The sequence below is a fragment of the Blastocatellia bacterium genome, from assembly GCA_016713405.1.
Taxonomy (GTDB): domain Bacteria; phylum Acidobacteriota; class Blastocatellia; order Chloracidobacteriales; family JADJPF01; genus JADJPF01.
In genome coordinates, this window is record JADJPF010000024.1 from 234,463 (window position 1) to 254,887 (window position 20,425).

General features: G+C 32.8%; 21 protein-coding genes and 1 pseudogene. 9 read left to right on the top strand and 13 right to left on the bottom strand.

The window, feature by feature from the left end; translation table 11 throughout:
* Positions 1-158: 158 nt before the first annotated feature.
* From IPK14_25180 to rsmD, 4 genes are all read right to left on the bottom strand, one after another.
* On the bottom strand, positions 159-560 hold the full coding sequence (locus IPK14_25180; GenBank protein MBK7996541.1) for a peptidoglycan-binding protein: 402 nt from the start codon (positions 558-560) through the stop codon (positions 159-161).
* Positions 561-796: 236 nt separating this feature from the next.
* A complete protein-coding gene (locus tag IPK14_25185; GenBank protein ID MBK7996542.1) occupies positions 797-2,296 on the bottom strand; it encodes a DegQ family serine endoprotease in 1,500 nt (499 codons plus the stop codon).
* 309 nt (positions 2,297-2,605) lie between these two features.
* Positions 2,606-4,237, bottom strand: coding sequence for a protein kinase (locus IPK14_25190; GenBank protein MBK7996543.1), 1,632 nt, complete (start codon positions 4,235-4,237; stop codon positions 2,606-2,608).
* Between the two features lie 522 nt (positions 4,238-4,759).
* The gene (rsmD, locus tag IPK14_25195; protein MBK7996544.1) at positions 4,760-5,329 is read right to left on the bottom strand and encodes a 16S rRNA (guanine(966)-N(2))-methyltransferase RsmD; all 570 of its coding nucleotides are present in this window, start codon (positions 5,327-5,329) and stop codon (positions 4,760-4,762) included.
* Between the two features lie 80 nt (positions 5,330-5,409).
* Here rsmD and IPK14_25200 point away from each other — a divergent pair, with 80 nt between their 5' ends.
* The 3 genes from IPK14_25200 (at position 5,410) to IPK14_25210 (ending at position 7,188) form a co-directional block, all read left to right on the top strand.
* Positions 5,410-6,348 carry a histone deacetylase gene (locus tag IPK14_25200; GenBank protein ID MBK7996545.1) on the top strand — a complete coding sequence of 313 codons (939 nt, stop codon included), beginning with the start codon at positions 5,410-5,412 and terminating at the stop codon, positions 6,346-6,348.
* Positions 6,349-6,369: 21 nt separating this feature from the next.
* Positions 6,370-6,510 (top strand): hypothetical protein, encoded by a 141-nt coding sequence (locus IPK14_25205; GenBank protein ID MBK7996546.1) that lies wholly within the window; start codon positions 6,370-6,372, stop codon positions 6,508-6,510.
* Between the two features lie 162 nt (positions 6,511-6,672).
* A complete protein-coding gene (locus IPK14_25210; GenBank protein ID MBK7996547.1) occupies positions 6,673-7,188 on the top strand; it encodes a hypothetical protein in 516 nt (171 codons plus the stop codon).
* Between the two features lie 134 nt (positions 7,189-7,322).
* Here IPK14_25210 and IPK14_25215 read toward each other — a convergent pair whose 3' ends face one another.
* Genes IPK14_25215 through IPK14_25225 form a run of 3 tightly spaced genes read right to left on the bottom strand, consistent with a single transcriptional unit; the run spans position 7,323 to position 9,477 of the window.
* Complete coding sequence (locus tag IPK14_25215) at positions 7,323-7,748, bottom strand: hypothetical protein (protein ID MBK7996548.1); 426 nt, start codon at positions 7,746-7,748, stop codon at positions 7,323-7,325.
* Between the two features lie 23 nt (positions 7,749-7,771).
* Positions 7,772-9,148, bottom strand: a complete 1,377-nt coding sequence (aceK, locus tag IPK14_25220; GenBank protein ID MBK7996549.1) for a bifunctional isocitrate dehydrogenase kinase/phosphatase — start codon at positions 9,146-9,148, stop codon at positions 7,772-7,774.
* Complete coding sequence (locus IPK14_25225; GenBank protein ID MBK7996550.1) at positions 9,127-9,477, bottom strand: bifunctional isocitrate dehydrogenase kinase/phosphatase; 351 nt, start codon at positions 9,475-9,477, stop codon at positions 9,127-9,129. Before IPK14_25225 ends, aceK begins: the two co-directional genes overlap by 22 nt.
* 300 nt (positions 9,478-9,777) lie before the next feature.
* Here IPK14_25225 and IPK14_25230 point away from each other — a divergent pair, with 300 nt between their 5' ends.
* From IPK14_25230 to IPK14_25250, 5 genes are all read left to right on the top strand, one after another.
* Positions 9,778-10,104, top strand: coding sequence for a hypothetical protein (locus tag IPK14_25230; GenBank protein MBK7996551.1), 327 nt, complete (start codon positions 9,778-9,780; stop codon positions 10,102-10,104).
* A gap of 93 nt (positions 10,105-10,197) precedes the next feature.
* A complete protein-coding gene (locus IPK14_25235) occupies positions 10,198-10,470 on the top strand; it encodes a hypothetical protein (GenBank protein ID MBK7996552.1) in 273 nt (90 codons plus the stop codon).
* A gap of 192 nt (positions 10,471-10,662) precedes the next feature.
* Entirely contained in the window at positions 10,663-11,376 is a 714-nt protein-coding gene (locus IPK14_25240; GenBank protein MBK7996553.1) for a M36 family metallopeptidase, read from the top strand.
* Positions 11,377-11,408: 32 nt separating this feature from the next.
* Positions 11,409-13,019: an ISL3 family transposase gene (locus IPK14_25245; GenBank protein MBK7996554.1), complete on the top strand. Its 1,611-nt coding sequence runs from the start codon at positions 11,409-11,411 to the stop codon at positions 13,017-13,019.
* Positions 13,020-13,190: 171 nt separating this feature from the next.
* The gene (locus IPK14_25250; protein MBK7996555.1) at positions 13,191-13,565 is read left to right on the top strand and encodes a hypothetical protein; all 375 of its coding nucleotides are present in this window, start codon (positions 13,191-13,193) and stop codon (positions 13,563-13,565) included.
* On the opposite strand, the gene IPK14_25255 is transcribed toward IPK14_25250, so the two are convergent.
* The 5 genes from IPK14_25255 to IPK14_25275 form a co-directional block, all read right to left on the bottom strand.
* The gene (locus tag IPK14_25255; GenBank protein ID MBK7996556.1) at positions 13,546-13,938 is read right to left on the bottom strand and encodes a hypothetical protein; all 393 of its coding nucleotides are present in this window, start codon (positions 13,936-13,938) and stop codon (positions 13,546-13,548) included. The two genes, IPK14_25250 and IPK14_25255, sit on opposite strands and share 20 nt — an antisense overlap.
* A gap of 5 nt (positions 13,939-13,943) precedes the next feature.
* On the bottom strand, positions 13,944-14,495 hold the full coding sequence (locus tag IPK14_25260; GenBank protein ID MBK7996557.1) for a hypothetical protein: 552 nt from the start codon (positions 14,493-14,495) through the stop codon (positions 13,944-13,946).
* Positions 14,467-17,175 (bottom strand): CHAT domain-containing protein, encoded by a 2,709-nt coding sequence (locus tag IPK14_25265; GenBank protein ID MBK7996558.1) that lies wholly within the window; start codon positions 17,173-17,175, stop codon positions 14,467-14,469. Before IPK14_25265 ends, IPK14_25260 begins: the two co-directional genes overlap by 29 nt.
* Before the next feature lie 124 nt (positions 17,176-17,299).
* Positions 17,300-17,785 carry a transposase gene (locus IPK14_25270; GenBank protein MBK7996559.1) on the bottom strand — a complete coding sequence of 162 codons (486 nt, stop codon included), beginning with the start codon at positions 17,783-17,785 and terminating at the stop codon, positions 17,300-17,302.
* Positions 17,752-18,111: a transposase gene (locus IPK14_25275; protein ID MBK7996560.1), complete on the bottom strand. Its 360-nt coding sequence runs from the start codon at positions 18,109-18,111 to the stop codon at positions 17,752-17,754. Before IPK14_25275 ends, IPK14_25270 begins: the two co-directional genes overlap by 34 nt.
* A gap of 403 nt (positions 18,112-18,514) precedes the next feature.
* Here IPK14_25275 and amrS point away from each other — a divergent pair.
* A pseudogene (amrS, locus tag IPK14_25280) lies at positions 18,515-19,632 on the top strand (AmmeMemoRadiSam system radical SAM enzyme).
* A 105-nt stretch (positions 19,633-19,737) separates the two neighbouring features.
* On the opposite strand, the gene IPK14_25285 reads toward amrS, so the two are convergent.
* Positions 19,738-20,409: a hypothetical protein gene (locus IPK14_25285; GenBank protein ID MBK7996561.1), complete on the bottom strand. Its 672-nt coding sequence runs from the start codon at positions 20,407-20,409 to the stop codon at positions 19,738-19,740.
* Between the last annotated feature and the right edge of the window lie 16 nt (positions 20,410-20,425).

Below are 20,425 nucleotides of genomic sequence, written 5' to 3' on the forward strand. Positions count from 1 at the left end.
CAACCGTTTAGCTTAAGTAAGTAGGAAAAGTTGATGTAAAGCTAGCAGAAAAGAGAAAAACCAAAAACTAATATAACTTTATAATTTAAGTAAGTATATTAGTTTTTGGTTAGTGAATTGGCGTAAGAGAGATTATGATATTGATAGTTTATAAGTCATTACTTAGCAGTGTCTTTACTAATAGTTTCTTTACTTTTCTTAGAACTTTTTGATTTTTCTATAGTGCTAACTTCTTCAATACCTAATTTTTTACGAGTATCTTTATTTAGATGGCCTGTAGGATTTAGGTTGTTTTGTTCTTGAAAAGTTTTAATTGCTGTTTTTGTATCAGTATCAACTTTGCCAGTTATATTGCCTTTGTATAAACCCTTAGCTTTTAAGGCTTGTTGGGCTTTTTCTACATTAGCTGGTAGATATTCTGCTCTAGTTTTAGAAGTTTCTATTGTAGTAGCTTTTTCGTCATTTGCTGGTGTAGACGTTTTGTCTTGAGCAAACACTCCCGTACAAAGAGCAATTAAAATAGCAATAGTAGAAATAATGGATTTAATATTGATTTGCATAATAAAATTTTCCTCCAAATGTTAAATTATTGATTTATCTTAAAGTTAGATTAACTATTGACTAGTATTTGATTTTATACTTAGACAAAAGTTAGAAGTTAAAATTTGAGCAATTTGGCTCAAATAGTTAAGTTAGAAGTTGAAAAGGATATTTTGTATTTGTAGCAAACTAGAACGTGTGGAAACACGCTCTAGTTTGTATGGAGAGTTAATCTGTAGGGATGGATAAAGCTAAATTATTCAATTGTTACAGTTAAGAAATTGATTCCTTGACCTTTACGTTCAACTTGAATAATAACTGTGTCACCTTCCTTAATGGATTTCATTACACTAGCAAGATCAGCAGCAGATTTAATAGGTTGGCGGTTGATTTGGTGAATCACATCACCTTTTTGTATACCTACTTCTGCGGCAGGGCTAGCAGGGACGACTTTATCAACTATAACACCACTTTTAATCTTTAAGTCTGCTGCTTGCTCAGCATTGAGAGTAGATGCAGAAATTCCTAATTTCCCGCTACTTTCTTCTTCATTTTCAGAATTTTCTTCCGGGTCAATTTCTCGGCCATTTACACCTATTTTTCTTTCAGCTGTTTCTATGGTAGCAGTTTGCATTTTTCCATCCCGGATAAATTTAACTTCTGCTTTTTTGCCTACAGGAGTTTTTGCAACAGTATTTGTAAGCTCATGTTGGTCTTTTACAGGTTTGCCATCAAAACTAACAATTAAATCTCCGCTTTGAATACCTGCTTTAGCTGCTGGTGTATCAGGTTGTACATCGTTAACCAAAGCACCTTCAGTTGTGTTTAAGCCTAAACCTTTAGCTTTTTCTGGTGTAACTTCTGTGATTGTTACACCTAAGTAGCCACGAGTAACTTTTCCATTTTTAACTAGTTGCTCATAAACATATCGAACTAAATTAGAGGGAATTGCAAAACCAATGCCTTGGTTGCCACCAGATTCTGAGAAAATCATAGTGTTGATGCCAATAATTTGACCCTTCATATTGACTAACGGGCCTCCAGAATTACCTGGATTAATAGAAGCATCTGTTTGAATAAAATCATTATAGTTGCCACCTACATAACGACCTTTAGCACTAACAATTCCTGCTGTAATGGTTTGTTCAAGCCCAAAAGGAGAACCTATTGCTACTACCCAATCACCTTGTTCCATTACATCAGAATCACCCAAACTAGCGTAAGGCATACTATTGACATCAATTTTTACTACAGCCAAATCAGTAAATTCATCTTTACCAATAACTTTGCCCTTATATTTACGCCCATCAACTAATTTAACTTCAATGCTGTCAGCTTGACCCACAACATGGTTATTAGTCAAAATATAACCATCAGGAGTTACTAAAACTCCTGATCCATTTCCTCTTTGCTTAAATGGATGCGGAGATTGAGGCCCACCAGGAAGATCAAACTGAAATCCAGGAATTTGCGGAAAACCACTACTACCTTTAACTTTTTGCACTGTACTAATATTAACTACAGTAGGTTTCATTACTTTTGCAATTTCACGAAAAGTATTAGAAAGTGTTATGGGTGAAACTACTTGTTCAGGTAAAGTAGCTTCTTTTGCAGGAGGTAATATGCCTACAGAGGCATTCCCATAAACATTGGAGGCTTTATTTCCATAAACTTTTACTAATGAAAATATTAATGCTAGTGTTAGAACTAATGTCCCGCTAGCTGCCCAAACTACTATCCCTTTTGGTTTTGCCATAGCAATTAAACTCCTAAAATTAAAATTTTTACTAAATTAAGAAATTAGTTTATTAAAACCCTGTTTATAGCCCAAAATTATATAATTATGTCCCTAATCAAATCAAGGTTACTATAAAGGCTATAAGATTATATAACTTAAAAGTATATGTTACAGTCCGATAATAAGATGCGAATTATTAAAAATGGTTTTCTTTGTCTTAAATAAACTGCTTTTTTGACACCATTCTTTTATTTTGTATATTAGTGTTAGAGTAAAAAAATACAAATTATTCTGTATTTTCCACAAAAAGAGGTTCTTAAAGAGTAATTATGACTGAATATCTTTACTAATTCTTTGGAGTAATCTTCTTAATCTAATTTGTAACTCTGCAAAAGATAATGGGCCTCCCCAATAATCTTCAACACCTTGTTCCAAAGCTTGTAAACAATCTTCATTATTTGGTTTATTGGTAATAAAAATAAAAACAGGTGTTTCTGCTAAATCTTGAGATGCGGCAAAGAGTTGCCAACCATTAATTTTAGGTGCTAAAACTTCAGTAATTACTAAGTTAAAATAGTATTTCTCTAAACATTCCCAAGCTTCCTCAGTGCTATTAGTGCTAATTACTGTACAACCAAATTCTTGTAATATTTCTTCGATAGTTGTATCAGTGTTACTACTTATAATTAAAATCATAAGTTCAGGAAAAAAATACTCATTTTGTAAAGTTTTAGACTCTGTTTTAAAGGGTACAAAAGGGTTTGTTTTGTTATCTACTACTTGAGCCGTTACATTTTTAGCAGATCTAGTATTTTTATCTTTAATATTTTCTAAGTTTTCTATTTTTTCAGGTATGTTTACTAAAGGCATATTAGCTTTTGGAATATCAAAAGTTGGAACGTCAAAAGAAGAGTCAAGCCTATTTTCTATGATATTTGAATTAGAAGTATTATAAGCACCTGTTAAAAGACCTGTTGAGGCAGATGCAGTAATAGAAAGCTCTGTATTAATTGGTTGTAGTGTTATTCCTGAAGCAGAAAGCAGTTCTTCAAAAAATTTTTCTGCTGAATCTGGTCGTCCAGAAGGACGTTTAGCTAAGGCTCGTAGTACTGCGTAATCTAAAGCTGTTGGTAGTCCAAATTGAAAACGGGATGGAGGAGGGGGAGGAGTACGAACATGATGTTGAGCTACGTCTACAGCTACAAAACTATTAAAAGGGACTCGTCCTGTAATCATCTCAAAAAAAATAATTCCTAAACTATAAATATCAGTATGTATTGTTAAGGGTTCACCACAGCATTGTTCTGGAGACATATATTGTGGTGTACCTATCGCGCTATCAGTTATAGCTGAATTAGCTGTTCCATCAATGGTTAACTCCTTTAATTTTGCAATACCAAAATCTACTAATTGGACTCTTTCACGAGATGTACCACAATTTTCTATCAAAATATTGTCAGGTTTTAAGTCACAATGAATGACTTTTTGTGCATGCGCTGCGGAAACTCCTTCACATATTTGCTTCATAATATGCAACGCTCTTTCTAATGGAAGTGCGCCAACATCTTCAATCTCTTCTGATAAAGGTTTACCTTGAACTAGTCGCATTACTAGATAAGCTCCAAAATTATCTGGTAATGTTCCGTAATCATAAACCGGCACAATGTTAATATGATCCAAACGAGCAACGGCTAAGGCTTCTCTACGAAATTGCTTAAGAATCTTTTCGTTAGAAAGTAATTGAGGAGAAAGGATTTTAACTGCTACTTCTCGATTAAGCTCTGTTTGAATTGCTCGATATATTACTCCCATACCACCTTTAGCAAACATGGACTTTAATAAATATTTATTAGCTATTAGTCGTGAAGCAGGCCAAGCAGTTTCCAAATACTCATTATCTGTTGGACACATTATGTCACTGTCATCATAACAAATAAAACATTTAGGACACACCCTCATAAAATTATCCTGTTTAGTAAATTGTGAGTTGGTATTGGTAGCTGACAATCAAGTTAACTAAAAATTATGGTTTTTAGTTTTTGAGGTTTTGATTATAGCTTAATTAATAATTTTGATGAAACTTTATATTATTTATTGATTTTAATAAAAAACAAAGAATTGTATTTGAAAAATATTAAACCTTATTAAAAATTAAAGATTATTACTTTAGTATGAAGCTGTTAATTTCTTTTAAGTATTTTATTTAGTAAACTGTAAACAAAGTTTTCTGATGTTTTATCTCTTAAAGCCCCAACGGGGCGGCATATTTGTAGCTTAGGGTGTAAGCACTACGTATGATAATGTAATATTCTCGGAAGCCCCAACGGGGCGGGCATAGTTTTTTAATAGCAAGAAAAGACTCTTTCGCCCCGTTTGGGCTTAAAAATACTTAACTATTATGTCCTAGGGCTTGCGCCCTAGACTACAGTTATTTCGCCCCGTTGGGGCTTAAGAGTTAAGAATATAAAATTGCTACATTACTTAGTTTACGCTGTATTTAGTAACTTCATAAAAACTAAGCTCTGTTTCCCCTTGTTTTAACCTTCTGTAACAATTAAGTTGCCCAATTATCTCAGGTAAAATAAATTTACTATGATGTTCAACAATAACAATAGATGTGTCTGATAAAAATGTGACCTCTCCTAAATATTGCAATACAGGTAAATAGATAGATGATTTATAAGGAGGGTCAAAGTAAACAATATCAAAGAGAGCATTATTTTTCTCAAGTTTTTTAAGAGAGCTTAAAGCATCACTAGTAGTTATTTGTATGTAATTTGAAGGGATTTTACAATGAGTGATATTATCTTGAATAACTTTTGTTGCCTGTTTAGAAACTTCTATTAACAGTGCAAAACTTGCTCCTCGGCTAAGGGCTTCAATTGCTACTGCTCCTGAGCCTGCACAAATATCTAAAAAACGGGTATTTGCAATTTTAGGAGCTAAAATATTAAATAAAGTTTCCCTTAGCCGGTCAGATGTTGGGCGTACATCCAAACCAGCAAGAGTTTTTAGGCTATGGCCTTTGTAAAGTCCTGCTATTACTCGCATTTGTTTTTCCTAAGTATTTTATAACTATGCTAAATTAAATAATTTAATCAACCTAAAAAATAGTTAAATTTAGAGGTTTTATGACTACAGCAATTATTTATCACTCAGATTATCTTAAACATGAAACAGGCGCACATCCAGAGCGACCAGAGCGGGCATCATTAATTGCTCAAGAAATTAAGAAAGTAGATGCTACTCATTATATTTGGCTATCTCCTCAAGTTGCTCAAAATACAGATATTTTACGCTGTCACACCTCAGAACATTATGATTTAGTTCAAACGGCTTGTAAAAAAGGCTTAGGAGCTTTAGACGCTGATACAGTAATTAGCCAGGATTCTTTCGCCGTATCATTACTAGCATCAGGCGGAGTATTAACGGCTATTGATACAGTTATGAGCAATCAAGCTAGCAATGCTTTTGTTATAGTTCGTCCTCCTGGCCATCATGCCACAGCAGAAAGAGCAATGGGTTTTTGTTTATTTAATAATGTTGCTGTTGGGGCGCGGTATGCTCAACAAAAACATAATTTAGAGCAAGTTTTAATTGTAGATTGGGATGTTCACCATGGTAATGGTACTCAAGATATTTTTTATGATGATAACTCAGTTTTTTATCTTTCCTTACATCAACATCCACATTATCCAGGTACAGGAAGAACTTCTGAAACAGGAACTAATCAAGGTCAAGGCTATACGCTAAATGTTCCTTTATCGGCAGGCACTTCAGCTAAAAATTATCGAGAAGTTTTTGACATAGCATTAAAAACCATTTTACAAAAAACTAAACCAGATTTAATTTTAATCTCTGCTGGTTTTGACTCTCATAGAGAAGATCCTTTAGGCGGCTTAATGCTTGAAAATGAAGATTTTGCCTGGCTAACTACACGATTAAAGCAACTAGCTGCGGACTCTGGACATGGCAGAATTGTTTCTGTGCTTGAAGGGGGTTACAACTTACAAAGACTAGGAAAAATTGCTCTTGCACACACAGAAGCATTAGCAGAAAATAATTTTTAATAAGTTAGGAAGTTAATTTTTATGGAAATAGTAGGCTCACTAATAACTTTACTAGGTGGTTTATTTTTAACTACATTTGGCATATTAAAACTATATGGCCTAAATAAACGTTGGGTGACAGGTTCAAATAAATCATTAAAAGAAAATTTATGTGGTACTTGACCAAATTGGAATAGTCGCATTTTGCGGCTAATTTATCCTTTTGTTTTTCTTGGCTCAGGAATAATATTTTTAGTTACTTTTATGGTACAAATATCTTTAGTTAATTTTTAGTATTTTATAACTTAATTAAATGAAATCTCTTAAGTATTATAAGGAGAAGCAATGTTTAAGTTTAATAACAAAGTTGTTGTAACATTAATAGTAGGCTTATATTTTTTCTGGTGTCTACTATTTCCTTATCAATGGCGTTTATTAGATGGTGTTAATGTACTAATTCATGAAGCAGGGCATCCACTATTTGGTATTTTAGGCGAGTTTATGAGCATTTTAGGTGGAACTTTAATGCAACTTATTATGCCAATCTTGTTTGTAGGATATTTTTTCTGGAATAACCAAAAATTTTCTGGTGCAATAGTTTTATTTTGGGTTGGACATAATTTATTAAATATTTCTATTTATTCGGCTGATGCTGTAGTAATGCAACTACCTTTGATTGGAAATGGTGATCGTCTTCATGACTGGAACTATATGCTTTCAGAGCTAAATTTACTTGGTCAAACAAATAAAATAGCTTTAATGATTCGTATTTCTGCCATTATGACAATAATAGTAGCATTTGTTTTATCTTTGATCTTTTCTCAATCAGATGAAGAAATTGTTCCAACAAACTTAGATTGAAGTATTTAGGAATAATAGCTAAATGTCTTAAACCTTTAACTATCAAGCTTTTAAGGTCTTAGATTATATCTGCACTAATTCGGGTAGTACGCAAAATGTAAGGCTGAACAATAATTCATTTTGACCCAAACTCATTATTTTATGTTGTCCCAGCCCTTAGCGTTTTTTATTGCTTCATCACCTTTAAGAATAACCCCATCCTGTTCTATATATAAAATACCATTGCTCATTTTTGTTAATACTGCAACTACAATGTAAATAGCCGCTAAATCATTACCATTAAAATTAATATTAATCGTGCTGTCATATTCTTCGCTGAGATGGCTGCAAATATCATCACAAACATCTTTAACATCTGAAATTGTCGCTAAACGAACTTCTGCACTAGTTATTTTGCTGCGATATTCAACATTTAGTAGAGTTTTTTGGCGTGATAAGTTTTGTTGCAAACTTACAGAATCAAAACTAACATCAAACCCAAAGTCGTTACAAAAAGTTTGTAAGTTGCCAATTTTTTCTAAAAAAGATTTTGCTAGCACAATATGAAAATTAATTTGCATAACACTTCCTTAACGGTACTTATTTAATCTGCTTGTCTTAATCTGCGACTAAGCTGATATGGGAAAATGTCTGGAATTTCGCCAGCATTAAGTCTATTTTGTAAATCTGACCAGAATTTTACGTCAAATAAATCACCATGAATTTTTAAGAAAAACTCTCTTAGCTTGCCATCTAAATCTAAAAAAGACTTAAATTCTTCAGGAAAAATATCATTTTCCGCCACATAATACCAAGGCTCGGAATCTAGTTCATCTAAATAATTTCTAGCCGCAGGAATAGCCCGAAAATTACATTCTGTGATTAAACATAACTCATCATAATCATAAAAAATTACCCGACCATGTCGAGTTACTCCAAAATTTTTAAGCAATATATCGCCAGGAAAAATATTTGCTGCTACTAAATCCTTGATAGCATTCCCATAATCTGTAATTGCTTCTACTGACATTTCATAAGACATTTCCTTAACATAAATATTCAGTGGAGATAATTTTCTTTCTGTATAAAGGTGTTTGATTACTACACTTTCACCTTCTACTATTACAGTCTGTGCTGCAACCTTAAGCAATTCATCTAGTAGATCTTGGCTAAAGCGACTTTTATCAAATTTTAAGTGTTCAAATTCCTGAGCATCAACTAGCCTTCCAGCACGGTCACGAGTAAAAACTAAGTTATATTTATCTAAAACATCCTTACGAGTAGTTTTCTTAGGGTAGTCTGCTTTATCTTTAATAATCTTAAACACTACATCATAAGAAGGAAGGGTAAAAACAGACATAACCATTCCTTTTTTACCTTTGGCAAACTCAAATTTATCTGTAGAAGTTTGCAAATGACAAAGCAAGTCACGATAAAGGATAGTTTTACCATGTTTATTGTAACCTATTGATATATAAAGCTCTGAAATAGGCTTTAACGGCATAATAGACTTTAAAAAACTAACCATTTCAAAGGGCTGTTCAATATCAACATGAAAATAAGAGCGAGTAAAACTAAAAATTATACTTACTTCATTTTGAGTAAGCAGAATAGCATCAACAATCATTCCTTCTTCTTTGTTTATTAGAGCAATTGCAAGTGGGATATATTCATCCTTATAGCAGATTCGACCAATGATATAAGCTTTTTTATTACGATAAAAGACTGATTTTAATACTTCTATTCTATCAATATTCTTGCCTATTTCTTGGTTAATTCTTTCAACCATTAATTTAACATCTAGCAAAATATCTTCATAATAAATATTAAAGTTATAGCTACCTAATATTTCCTTAATAGTGCTAGCTAGGTCATCATTTACCGTAAAGACGCAATAAATAGGTTTTTGTGAAATAGGGAGAAAGTCAAAGTCTGAAGCAACAAATTCAATATTAGGGTCTACGCCAGTTGTAATAAAGATTTTCTAGTGACAGAATTAAAAAAAGTTTCAGCAATTTCTAAGTCACCACGCTTAGTAATTAACTCTGAGTAATTTTTCTTTATTCCAACCCAAACTTCTTTTTCTTGAGCATCATTTCCAAGCAGTTCTGATAAGAGTTTTACCAAAGCTTGAACAGACTTGCTATAGAGGTCTAAGCGTTCAGTAGCGTCATTATAAAAGCCAAAAGTATTACGAGTTTCAAACCTATTTTTGGCACGGCGAGTAATTTCTTTAAATTTTTCTGTAAAAGTTTGAAAGCCTTCTAAAATAGTTGTAGCACTTTGACTAGCAAGTTGTTGAATATCCACAAATTTTCCTTATTTTTAGAGTAATTAAGCTAACTAAGCTAATTAAGAATTGCCGATATTACAAAATAAATGTTTAGCGAGTACAGCAAAATTAGCTGATTATATTTTTTAGCAAAATAGCTAGTAATTTTGCTTTAATTTAATCAATTAATTTGTACAAAATTTCTGATAAAATGCGTCTTTTCTAATAACCATTCTTTAAGCCTAAAACTTTACATTAATAAATAATTATCTCTAATTTAATTACAGTAAGTTTTAGCTTTAGCAAATCAAAACTTAAAAACTTAGGAGGCATTATAAATGTCTAGCAACTTGTTTGCTCGTTTCATAGAAGCTATAAAGCGGCCTGGATTTCTAATTTCAAGATTAATAATTTTAGGCATATTTACCATAATTTTTAGCCTTAGCTTTTTAGAAGATCCATTTGTTGTTTATGAAATGTACTTGCCGGTAGAAGGCGAACCTGACGAAGAAGTAAGCAAGTATTTAGAAAAGTTTAAGAGCGAGCATAACAAAGAAGAACTTGCTATACATTGGCATCCATCAACAGGAACACCAACAGCAGTTTTTGGAAAACTTGATAAATTTGATGTTGCTTCTGAAGAAAATGCAAGAAAGTTTCTCTAAAAATAAAGATCTTTTAAGTTTAGAGATAACCTTGAAGATTTAACAGTAGTTGATAAATGCGGTACTGACTCCCAGTTGGAAAACATTTCGTGTTTGAACAGAGGTATAAAACTACTTGAAGATATTAAGATTTCTATTGCTTACGGTGGGCGAGTAGGAGTTAGTTTTAATGAGAATGCAGAAATTATAGCAGTTAGTAATACTTATTTACCTAACATTAAGTTAGATTCCATTATTTCTAAAATTGAGCAAGAAAAAAATAAAGCTAAAGCTGTTGCTAAGGCAATACTTAATGTGAAAAAAAGGGTTAACTTTAATAAAATGAAAGATGATATTAAAAGTGAACTTGTAATCTATTTTATTTAACAAGGAAATTAAACTTTCTTGGCGTTTTGTTATTTATACATACAAGAACACTTGGGAAGTATTTATTGATGCTCAAAATAAGCTATGTTTAGGTAATCCTTGTGATATTAATAAATACTATATTGAAAGAAAAGCCAGAATATTTAATGTAAATCCTATTGCTGCAACTTGTGTGTTGACATAAACCTACAATTGTTAGATGAAAGTAGAATATCTGAAATTTACAGGAACTTACCCTTAAATGGATTAAATAATTCAGGTTATTTAGATGGACAGTATGCTTCTAGTGAAAAGACAATTTGTCGCATACCAATTGATAGTGATTTTATAAATATTCCTTATGGTAAAAATGGTTTTGCAGAACTAATGATTTATTACTACATTGATTATACTCAGCGTTATATACAAAAGCTAGGTTTTGAAATCTTAAACAAAAAACCAATTACCTATGATGCCAACGCTAATAGTACATCTCATTATTCCAATGGGATTTTGTTTTTTAATAGTGAAGTTGATATTGATAACCATAAAATAGGCGGAGGCAATGATGCAGAAATAATTGTTCATGAATATGGTCATGCGATTCAGGATTATCAAATACCAGGATTTGGTAAAGTAGGAGAATCAGGGGCAATAGCTGAAGGTTTTGCTGACTATTTGGCGGCTAGTGTAACTGCACCCCTTGGCAAAAAGTGTAATGATACTAGAATTGGATATACCTGTATTGGAGAATGGAGACGAGGTGATGGTCGCTCTACTTGTAGAAATACTAGCATACATTGTTTGCGTAAAATTGACCCTACAACAAAGTATGATCCTGAAATTCATAAGCCCGATAGCCGCTACTTTTCTGGTTCATCCTCAGATTTGGTGATAAAAGGAAAAACAGGTAATAATACCCTCTAGCAAGTAAAGTACAATAATTGAAAGAGGGAAAAATGGAAAAAAGCACAGTAGTGCCAAAAGGCTTAAAATTGGAAGAAATGAAAGAGGTTGATAAGGGATTAGAATTAAGAGTAAGTACAATAGCGACAAAAGTAGAATGTCCAAAATGTGGAGAAAAAACAAGTCAAGTGCATAGCAATTATAGGCGAATAATAAAGGATTTACCGTGTTTTGGGCTAGTAGTATACTTAATACTTCAAGTAAGAAAGTTTTTCTGTTTGAATCAAAGATGTGAGCAAAGAATATTTTGTGAAAGAGTAGAAGCAGTATCAAGGTATGGGCGTTTTAGTCAGAGACTAAACCAAATAATATCATATATAGGATTAGCCAATGGAGGAGAAGCAGGAACAAGTTTAGCAAAGAGATTAAGTATTATAGTTAGTCCAGATACGTTATTAAGAAGGATTAGAGCTTTTACTACAGAAGAGATAAAGCCTGTGAGAGTGCTTGGAGTAGATGATTGGGCAAAAAGAAAAGGGCAAAAATATGGGACAATTTTAGTAGATTTAGAAAGCCATAGACCAATAGCACTACTAGCAGACCGCACTGCAGAAACATTAGCTAAATGGCTCAAAGAACACCCAGAAATAGAAATAATAAGTAGAGATCGTGCAGGTGCTTATATTGATGGGGCTAACAAAGGCGCACCTCAAGCGATACAAGTAGCTGATAGATTTCACTTACTAAAAAACTTAACTGAAACTACGGAAAGATTTTTTAAGGCTAGAACTAAAGATTGGAATCAGGCAATAAAGGAAGTTGGCAAAGAGTCACAACAAACACAAGCAAGTCAAGTAGTTACAAAAAGTGAGACAGAAAGTCTAGAATCAATTCCTGTGCCAGCAAAAGTAGATGCGAAAGTAGAGAGGTATTTAGAGGTAAGAGCATTACACAGTCAGGGGGCAAGTATTAGAGCTATAGCAAATCATTTTTCAATGCATAGGCGCACAGTACGTTTATATATTAATTGCCAAACTTATCCAGAAAGGTCAACTCCCATAGCGCGTCCTAGTATGATAGATAAATATGCTCAGTATTTGGAAAAAAGATGGTTAGAAGGTTGTCACAACGCCAAACAATTATGGGAAGAACTAAAAAGCCAAGGTTTTAAAGGTTCACAATCAAATTTAAGAAACTATTTGAGTAAATTTCGTGATCAAAAGCCAGAACACATTAAAGCGTTAACCAATAGCAAAGCAAACACAGAAATACCATCAACAAGACAAACAGCTTGGTTATTTGGTCAAAAGCTAACAGATAGAACACTTACACAACAAACTTTTATTAATAAATTGTTTCAAGTAAATCCAGAAATGAAACTAGTTCATAATTTAGCACAGGCTTTTTCCTCTATGGTAAGAGAAAAAAATCCTAGTGCTTTAGATAGCTTTTTAACAGATGCTAAGAATAGTGCTATCAAAGAGTTTGTTAATTTTGCTGATGGATTATCTAAAGAAAAGCCTTCTATTCTAGCTGCCTTAACTCTAAAATGGAGTCAGGGGCAAGTTGAGGGCCAAGTTAATAGACTTAAACTATTGAAAAGACAGATGTTTGGCAGAGCTAAATTAGATTTGCTTAGTCAGAGGCTTGTAAACAAACTATAGCTTTTCTTTGGGTTAACTTAATTTTTGATAGTTTTCATAAGCATTTTTTTGCTTTCTACTATAACTATTTTTTACAGAATTTATTTTTTACTTAACTTTTATTTGTTTTTACTTTTTTTGTATTTTTTCTGCTACTTATCCTGGCACATCCTTTTATCACCAAATCTGAGGATGAACCACTTTTCTGCTCATTGTGCTAGTGAGTTGTGGTCAGCAACTCTTTGGCAGATTCGTGAAGAAGTAATAAAAAGTGTTGGTGCAGCAAATGATGCAGACAAAATTGTTCTTAGATCCTATGAACTTATTAAGTGTAACCCTAATGCTGGGTTTAATGAATCAGCAAATGCAATTGTTAATGCTGCTGAAGATTTGCAAAAATCAGGAAGAATAGATATGAGAGTAGATATAAATAAAATAAAAAGTGTTTTAAAAGAAAAAGGGTTTCCTATAAAAAATAAAATAAGAAGAGCATTCAGATCAAAATGCGACTTAACTGAACACTCTTTTCAACAACTTTTTAATAGTTTTAGCTTTCAAACCAAGTAAGAGGGCAGATTACAGGTATATCGGGAAATCCTTGCTTATGAAATGTAGGATTTCTCTTTGGCACTCCTGAAGGTAGTAGTTTATAAGCTAACTCAAAATCATAATCTTTACCATTATGAGGAGGTTCTACTTTGGTAATAGGAAGATTTTGAATGCGAACTACCGGAAAAGAATTAGCTTTGAAGGAATATGTTGTTGAACCTACGATTACACTTGTAACAGTTACATTAACATTAAGAATATTGTGAAATTTCTTTCTTTGTTGGTATGCATCACTAGAAACATTTGGATAAGGAAAAGAGGGTCGTGTTTCAGTAAAGTTGGTAGTACAATTGCAGCCCTTTGTTAAATTGATCCATAAAATAAGTGCCAACTTTTTTATAACACGACCGGAAAAGAGTACTCATCTATTGTTGGTTCTTCGCTTGTTAAAGAACCTTTATTTATAAGAACTCGGGAGGCAAGGTCAATTTGATGGCGAGTGTAAATATTTTGCAAACTCACATTTGTATCTACTAAATCAGAATGTAATGTAATTTGACTTCTATTGTCTTGATGTACTTCTTTCATTTCTACAAAATCTAGGCTAGCATTTCCTACTTGCAAATTTGGACTTCCATTAGCAAATGTAAAACGGATTTCCTCTTGATTTGGCAAAACAAGCCCATATTCTCTAGGGTGTGGTTTATGTATTGTGTACTTAATTTCTTGCTTAGATGTATCCGTAAGTGCATCATACTGTAGTAAAACCGCCGGGTAATGAGGGTACAAAATTCCTTGGGTATCATGAGATGGTTGTTGAAGTTTGAAGTTTGGTAGCAATGCATATAAAGCATTGTTTTTTACAGTTATTCCACATAAACCTTCTATTTTTATTGGCATTGGATTCTTCTCCTTGGGATTAAAATTTACTGGTTGTAGTACTAGCACCAAATACAACAAATGGTGCCCAGATTTTAGGCGAATGATAAGTAGTGTTATCACTATTTAATAAAGAAAGTTGAGCTTTTCTTAAAGCTGAAGCTAAGTTTTCACCAGAATTTCTTTGTTTATGAAATTCTACAAATAAAGCTTGTGAAGCTGAGTCATTGGCATTCCAAAGACTCGCTACAACAGAAGGAACTCCTTTAGCTAAAAAGGGACGTGCAATGCTAAGAGTACCTTCCCCTTTAACTACTTGTCCTTTGGCTGTTTGACAAGCAGCTAATACAACAAGCTGTGTTTTATCAAAGTTATAATCATAAAGCTCATAGGCATATAATGCGCTAGTATCTTCTTCAGTATTATTTTCTGGTGCCATTACCATTACTGAATACAAAGGGGATTTAGGATTAGCTATTGAATGTCCAGCAAAATGTATGGTGTTAAATTGACCAGATAGTCTGGCAAATTCTTTTTTGGTAGCTTTTTCTTCTTTTAATAAATATGAATTAGAGTGTGAGTATATTTGGGCTATTTTTTCAGCTTCTTTTTCTGCTCCAGACAAAGAACGTAAGCCAGGAAAAGTTTCTTTAGAAAAAGTAGGATTACCTATTATTAAAACTTTTTTATTAGATTGTTTTGATATCAGTAAATCGCGTTTTAGATTATTAACAAAGATTGTTGCACTAGGATTAGAAGAAATAATATTTTCTTCTAGTAAGTATTTACTAGTAATAGGGTTTGTAAAAGCTGCAAAAGATAGTTTATTAAGTTCTTTATCTGGAACAATAACTAAACTATCTTTTGGAGAAATAAAACTGGTAATAGGTGTTATTAATAGATGGTAAAAACGATCTGAAAAACCTTTAAGTTGTTCTTTAGAGTTACCTTTCTCTATACTATTTAAATAATCATCAATAAGTTTATTTAGTTCTGTTTGATTAATAGTGGCTTTTGCAAAGTTAACACTAGTATTCTTTATTGCCCAAATAAATATTTGATCTTTTAATACCAAATATTCCAAAAGAATTATATTCTTTGGTAATTGGTTTTGTATTTGAGCAAGTGTAAGAGAATCGCTTGCACCATTAAGAATTGTTTTAGAGATATTTGTTGGTTTTTGGTAAGTTTCTATTTCATCAAGCAAAGTGCGACATAGAGAACGTTCTACATAATCAAAAGCTGCTTCTATTTCATTATTGTAATTTATTTTAAGTTTAGCTAACTCTTCATAAGCAGAAATAGGTTCTTCAAAAAATGAAATTCTATAATTTTCTTCTTTAATAGCTTTTCTTTGGTTTTCAATCTCACCAATCAGGATTAATAAATCTGCTTCAGCTAAATCAACTTTTCCTATTTGTAAATATGATTGAAACCGAAACGTATAAATTTGTATTTTATAGTAGGTATCTTTAGCTTTTTCAAAGTTTTCTATTAAGCTGTTACAAAGAAAAATGGCTTTTTCTGGCTCATTATTAAGATAGCTTTTTACTTCTATTATATTTACTTGTTCTTCTATTAATTTTTTCAAATCATTGTCTAAACTTTTTTCTTTATATTCTCTAATTAACTTAATATCTTCCAGTAAGCCTTTTTTATTGTTGAAATATTGGTTAATTTGAGCTTTTTTGATTAAAGATAAAACTGTACTAATATCTTCTTTGCTTTTAATTGCTAGTCGAAAGGCTTCATCATAAAAGTAGATAGAAATCTCAGGCTTATCTAACAGTAATATTTGTTCTCCTTGTTTACTTAAAGTATTTACATACCGGATGCTTTTGATAGATTTTGAAAATTGTTTAAGACTTTTATAAACAGATTTTAAGGCTTCCTCTTGGTCTTTTAGAGAAGAAAAAACTGAACATAAATTAGAATAAGCAATTGCAGTGTCTGGAAAATCTTGGATAACTTCTAAAATTTTTATAGCTTTTTGACCAAATTCAATAGCTTTTGAAAGCTCCACTTTGTTTTGATAAATGTAACTAATGGTTATATATGTTCGTGCTAATAAGTAGGGATATTGGTTTTGTTTTACTACAGGCAATAGTTTTCTTGATGTATTTAATGCTTCCGAGTAATTAATGCTAGTTTGGCAACGGGCTATGTGAAGGTAAATATGGCTGGCTGAGGCTATATCATTTAACTTGCTAAAAATATCTGCTGCATTGTTAAGATTAAGTAAGGCGTTATCTACTTCGCTACGTTCAAGGAAATACTTAGCTTTGCCGTAAAATTGATGTGCTATGGCTAAGTCATGTCGCTTTTTGTCGGCTAGGTCGTTCTTAGGCAAAGAAATTATTGTGCTAACCATATCTTGGACAAGCTTATCTTCTTGTAAAGTAACAAGTTTGCTGCCTATAAATTCAGCTATTTTAAGCTGTTGTTCGGCTTCTACAAATTTTTCCCCTAAATAAAAATCTGCCCAAGCTGGGAGTAAATCATCTATTGCATACATTCGAGAAGGATGCGGGTACTTTTCAATTATTTGATTATCTGTAGCTAAATCATTGTTTATAATAGCGTTGGCTAGCTTAGTTTTTTCTGCTTCCCAGATTTGCTCAAAACTAGGTGCATTTAACACGTCAAGATGTTTGCGCCCCTCCATTTGCCAATCAGGATTGGTTTCTAAGGCTAAATACTTTTCCCATGCTTCTCGTGCTAATCTCTCTAAAAAAAGCTTTTGAAACATTAAGGCACGGTTAAAAAGTATTGGCAGTTCTGGATTTGTTGGATTGACGGCAAGGGCTTCATCTATGGTTGAGAGTGCATAAACGTAATCTTTTGGCTGCTCTGTATAATCACCCCTACTGATCTTACGCAGCCTGTGTAAAGTATTGAATTAAATAGGAATGTGTAGGAACAGCATCAGGAAATAAGGAACGCCTTATGGAATAAGGAGTTAAGCCAGTGGAAGCAGATTCGGCTTCTAAGCAGCAAAAAGCCATCAAGCAAAGATGAAGATGAGCAATCTGAGCAGTTTTGGAATGAGAAGGGTTTTTAGCCCAAGCAAGTTGGAATTTTAAGACTTTGAAAGTTTCTTCAATTAATTGACGGCTAGCATAGCGAAGCTTAATATCTTGGATAGATAGGCTAAGGTCATTACTAGCGAGAAATCTAGAGCCGTCTTTTACTACTAAAACCTCAATAGAACCTGACAATTTTCCTATACCATGTCCATAGCGATAAGGCCAATGCTTACGTAATTGTTTATCTGCAAACTTTCGATTACTTTTCAATCTACTTATGAATTTCCATCCATATTTTTCTATTTGCTTAAGAATTTTTTGGAAGCATACCAGCTATCAAATAATACGTAAGAGGGCTTAAACCCCATTATTTTAGCCCATCTCAACATTTTTGATGCTAATACTATTTTGCTATGTCTTCCTTTTACCCAAACTTTTATTCCTAAAGGCACTTTCACTACTCCATTTGTCCATAATATCATTACGACGTTTATTCCTTGCAGTGTTTTCTTTAGGCTACTACTATACACCCAACTTACCCCAAATATCTTCTGTCCGTATTTTTCTAGCACAGTATCATCTATTATCAAATATCCTTTTGTCATATTTCCTATTAGTTTTTCGCAAATATTTGCCACAGGAGTGTTGGCCAGTGACATTTACTTTGCAGCATTCTACTTATCTGATCATGACTGACTCCTTTATACCAACTTGCTAGTTCTACACTATTTGTCCTTGTATCTCTGTATATTATCGCTATCATATAAAGTATCATTATCAGGGTCATTGGTTTTTCCGTATGAAAAATTGATTAATACCCTGATAATACTATAACTTACATTTTCTTTATAACCCTATTTCCTCAAACCCCTATGAAATCCATTCTTGAGTTATTTCTTCTACTTCTTTGGTACTAACCTCTTTATTTCTCACTACTTATTCTTACTGCGTAAGATCAGAATAAAATAAATTTTAAGTGATCTTAAGCGTTTTTCTTGCAGGCAAATCTTTAAGAGATTAAGCTAAAATAATATAGATAAAGGTTTTTAAGGAGCAATATTTATGTCTAATATATCTAATCAAGGATCACGAGAAGAAAAACGTGCAAAATTAAAAGTTATTGGTGATGTTTTAGCTAAATATACTCATGAAGGCGAACTTTATGAGCAACTAGCTGATAATAAAGTATTTTGTTACTCCTGTGGTCATCGTTGCCGTATTGCAGATGGTTTAGCAGGTGTTTGCAAGGTACGTTTTAATGAAGGTGGCAAATTATATGTTCCCTGGGGATATGTTGCAGGGCTTCAATGTGATCCAATAGAAAAAAAACCTTTTTTTCATGCTATGCCCGCTACAGATGCCTTAAGCTTTGGTATGCTGGGATGTGACCTACATTGTGATTACTGTCAAAATTGGATTACATCACAAGTCCTACGTGACCCTAATGCTGTAGCTCCTGCTAAAACAATTTCTGCTGAACAAATGCTAGATATTGCTGAAAGGGAAGGCGTTTCTACTGTGACTTCTACTTATAATGAGCCTTTAATTACTAGTGAATGGGCAGTCTCTATTTTTAAGCAAGCTAAAGAAAGAGGTTTTTTGACAGCATATGTTTCTAATGGAAATGGTACGCCAGAAGTTTTAGATTATTTACAACCTTGGGTAGACCTTTACAAAGTAGACTTAAAAAGCTTTCGGGATAAAAATTATAGGGAACTAGGAGGATTACTAGTTAATGTGCTAGAAACTATTCAAGGCTTAAAGGCTAGAGGGTTTTGGCTAGAAATTGTTACTTTAGTAATACCTGACTTTAATGACTCTCAAGAAGAGCTACAAGAAATGGCAGAATTCCTAGTTTCTGTAGATCCTTTTATTCCCTGGCATTTAACAGCTTTTCATAGCGATTACAAAATGCTTGACAAGGAAAATACTAATATAAAAACACTAATTAAAGCAGGAGAAACAGGAAAAAAGTTGGGCTAAAATATGTTTATATTGGTAATGTTGCGGGTCGTGTCGGAGGATGGGAAAATACTTGGTGTCATAATTGTAATGAACTACTGATTGAACGATATGCTTATCATATTAAGCAATTTTCTTTACAAAATGGTAAATGTCCAAAGTGTCAGACCATCATTCCTGGGCGGTGGTCATCCCCACGGTTTTCCGCTAGATTATAAAATTAGCAAAACTAATGGTTGGGTAAGAGCTTTAAGATTTTAACTGCTCTATTTTTAATTAGTTATTCTTAAGTTGGATATATGGGCTTTCAACCCTACGTATAATTAATTTAGATAAAGAGTTTCTTCTTCCAAAGCAGTAGCAATGATTTCTTGGGCCTTAGTGCGTGTTACACCTGAAGCTAAAGATCGTTCAACAATTTGTTGAATTGTTAAAGTTGTTCGGGCTTCAATTAAAACTAGGTAATCTAACCTGTCAATATCAACTAAAGAAACTCCGTTAGCAGCAGGTAAACAAAGCAAGTAAACTTTCTTTTTTTGCTCAACTTTAGGTAAATTTTCTAGTCGTGGAGCATCATCACACAAAACCATTGCAGGCATTAAACTTACTTCAAAAAGATATTTTTCTACTGCTTGAATTGTTTCTACTGTATTTGCTTGAAATGCACCTACATCAGCACCAGGAATTAAACGGACACGTAAGTTTTCATTTAATTTTTCTGGAAGTGCTGGTATACGAATTTTATTAGTTAACTCTCGTCTGCAACGAGCCATTAATGTTTCTAGTCTTAAAACATCATTTAGTTGTGGTGTAGTTAATTCACCTTTAGCAAAAGCATTTGACAGATATTCAGCGAAAGCTAAAGCCATTGATTTACGGTCTTGGATAAATTGATGAAATATTTTGCTAGAAAAAAGTTTTCTAAAAGATAGTCGCCTCGTTTCTGATAAAACTAATGTGGCAGAAACCTTAAATTCTTCTACTAGTGTGCGCATTGTCCTAAGTCTTCGC